Raw genomic sequence first — 3,271 nt, forward strand, 5'->3', positions numbered from 1 at the left:
CCGCTTGTCAGCTCTTTGCCATTATAAAGATAAGGATTCACCCAGCCCTGCAAACTGGCCCCTCGCTAAATCAGTCCACAGGACTGATTATTCACGCTCGGTCCTCACCATATTGGTAACCTAGTCCCGAGAGATCCACTCCCCAAGGATCATAATGAGTCTCTTGCACGATCAGTGGACCCGTGCTCATGATCCGGAACTGGTCAAACCAAACATTTTCAGCCGTTTCATTGACTAGGTAGGTCTCGATATAGCCATCCTTCTTGATCGCCAGCTTTTGAATCAGTTCCTCGTGTTTGTTTCGGGCTTTTTTGGATAAGATGACCTTTCCTTGTTCATACAGATTACTGTCTGCATCATAAAGCGCATATCCTAAATATGCCTCGGGGGCGGGTTTTTGCTGAAGTTCTGTAATCACCAGAGCGATGACATTTGCTATGGCCAGTTCATTGGGACCGGTGGCTCGGAGGTTTTGCCCGAATTCAGTCAGTTGTTGGATCATCTTGGTATTGGCCCCTGTTTGAATAAAGGACACCGGATGGAGGCGCGTTTTTCGTGGATCCATATATTTCCCAAAAACCCCGACTTCCACACTGTCTCCCTGCTGCACTTCCTGACTTCGGGAAGGACCAAGTATTCTTCCACGATCCGCATTGAGCCACGCTGTCGCATAGCCTCCGGGGGTCTTGTTATGCTCACTTGCGCCTTGGCGAGATTCCTTGATATTGTCAAACAGCTCCTCCTCCTCTTCGGCCTTTTCAGGCTCCATGGTTGCCATTCTAAGCGTGGACTGTGGTGCACGGACTACCTGACGTACATTTCCCAAATGATCTTTGACGAAGAATTCGTATTGGAAGGCTGAGTTCTCAAAGGCAGCGCGTCCTTCCTCATGCATGATATAGGACAGCGTATTGGCTCCCGAATTGATTTTTTCAAACACAAATTCCCCCAAATAATCCAACGTAGTGGTAGTGGCCCCTTCTACATTTACCTGCCGGACATTTAAGTGATAAAAGGGATTATTTTTAATTAGAAGCTACATATATCAACAATGTATTATCTGCTTTATTTAAAAGAGAAATTGAATAGGACATATTTTCTTTATCGGAGAATTGAATTTCATAAACACCATCTGATTTTTCCGGTAATAAGGAATTAATAGGGCCATAAAGAACTTCTTTAATTGGCAACTCTTGAAAATTTAGTGATTTAGCTCGATTGTAAATTTTATTGAAAGGTTCTTTTTCCAAACTTAGAATAATTAATGAATACCCATTTCCATTGAAATCATTCCATTGTTCTTCATACTTTACAACACGAGAATCACTAGGCACATCCAAGCCACTAATTAATCTAGCTACTTTTTTAGGAGTTCTAGGGGGCAAACTATCATAAAAGAAAATATACATAGCAAGTACCACTATGAGAATCCCAAAAAATATAATATTGTATTTTTTCATAAATCAAGGAAATTTTATCTTAAAAGGTTTAGCGCCAACCATCTGACCATCCAGATTGACTAATCTTGTTTTGATTTCTGCTTCATATGACCTAACTCCCCATGGTTTTGGATCAAAATCAAATACGTCATAGAACCCTACAGGATTATTATTTAAATCATAATACAACGTTGAACTTCCAAGAGAGTTAGCATGTACGGTTCCATAGAAGGATATTACTTTAGCAATAACCTCCTTCCCATTTAATTCTATTTTTTTACCTTCTATTTTATCAGCACCTTTTGCTTTTGCAAGACTTGCAATTTCCTCAAATTGGGATTGGGTTAGGGTCATATCACCCTTTCCTAACCAATAGCGTTCAAACATATCTTTCCCCGCTTCGGTGCCCATTTGATTCCTGTAAAAATTCCCGTACCCAAGTAAATCTGGTCTAGTTTGATCTTGGAAAGTAGCTAAATTACTATTAACCTTTAATCCAGCCCTCTGCCGAATTTCATTATTTACTCTGTTTCTTGATTCCTGTTGTTGTTTGGCTCGTTCTGCGTTTTTACGTTGGATTTCTTTTCCTCCTCCATTTGGGGATACTGGCATATTTACATCTTCAGGAGCTAAATACCCATCAACTGTTATACCCCCCATCACCGAATACGCCTCCATTCCATCCGGGTCTATAAAGCGCATCGGGTTATTTAGGGCATAGTTATACGGACTATGTCTTCTAGCCTTTTCAGCCAGCGGATCATGCACAAACCATCTCCCAATCGCAGGAATATAGAATCTAGCCCCGTAATCGTACATGATCACGCCTAATCCGCTTGTCAGCTCTTTGCCATTATAAAGATAAGGATTCACCCAGCCCTGCAAACTGGCCCCTCGCTAAATCAGTCCACAGGACTGATTATTCACGCTCGGTCCTCACCATATTGGTAACCTAGTCCCGAGAGATCCACTCCCCAAGGATCATAATGAGTCTCTTGCACGATCAGTGGACCCGTGCTCATGATCCGGAACTGGTCAAACCAAACATTTTCAGCCGTTTCATTGACTAGGTAGGTCTCGATATAGCCATCCTTCTTGATCGCCAGCTTTTGAATCAGTTCCTCGTGTTTGTTTCGGGCTTTTTTGGATAAGATGACCTTTCCTTGTTCATACAGATTACTGTCTGCATCATAAAGCGCATATCCTAAATATGCCTCGGGGGCGGGTTTTTGCTGAAGTTCTGTAATCACCAGAGCGATGACATTTGCTATGGCCAGTTCATTGGGACCGGTGGCTCGGAGGTTTTGCCCGAATTCAGTCAGTTGTTGGATCATCTTGGTATTGGCCCCTGTTTGAATAAAGGACACCGGATGGAGGCGCGTTTTTCGTGGATCCATATATTTCCCAAAAACCCCGACTTCCACACTGTCTCCCTGCTGCACTTCCTGACTTCGGGAAGGACCAAGTATTCTTCCACGATCCGCATTGAGCCACGCTGTCGCATAGCCTCCGGGGGTCTTGTTATGCTCACTTGCGCCTTGGCGAGATTCCTTGATATTGTCAAACAGCTCCTCCTCCTCTTCGGCCTTTTCAGGCTCCATGGTTGCCATTCTAAGCGTGGACTGTGGTGCACGGACTACCTGACGTACATTTCCCAAATGATCTTTGACGAAGAATTCGTATTGGAAGGCTGAGTTCTCAAAGGCAGCGCGTCCTTCCTCATGCATGATATAGGACAGCGTATTGGCTCCCGAATTGATTTTTTCAAACACAAATTCCCCCAAATAATCCAACGTAGTGGTAGTGGCCCCTTCTACATTTACCTGCCGGAC

Annotated in this window: 4 protein-coding genes; all 4 read right to left on the reverse strand. The window is 43.5% G+C overall.

Features of this window, described 5'->3' with window-relative positions:
* Positions 1-91: 91 nt before the first annotated feature.
* Entirely contained in the window at positions 92-940 is an 849-nt protein-coding gene (locus tag FL972_RS19640) for a hypothetical protein (RefSeq protein WP_250161398.1), read from the reverse strand.
* Between the two features lie 85 nt (positions 941-1,025).
* Complete coding sequence (locus tag FL972_RS19280; RefSeq protein WP_144607604.1) at positions 1,026-1,460, reverse strand: hypothetical protein; 435 nt, start codon at positions 1,458-1,460, stop codon at positions 1,026-1,028.
* Positions 1,461-1,463: 3 nt separating this feature from the next.
* Positions 1,464-2,312, reverse strand: coding sequence for an RHS repeat domain-containing protein (locus tag FL972_RS19285; protein WP_222116056.1), 849 nt, complete (start codon positions 2,310-2,312; stop codon positions 1,464-1,466).
* Between the two features lie 50 nt (positions 2,313-2,362).
* A partial coding sequence (locus FL972_RS19645) for a hypothetical protein (RefSeq protein WP_250161336.1) occupies positions 2,363-3,271 on the reverse strand: 909 nt, incomplete at its 5' end.

Source organism: Algoriphagus algorifonticola (genome assembly GCF_007655305.1).
GTDB lineage: Bacteria > Bacteroidota > Bacteroidia > Cytophagales > Cyclobacteriaceae > Algoriphagus > Algoriphagus algorifonticola.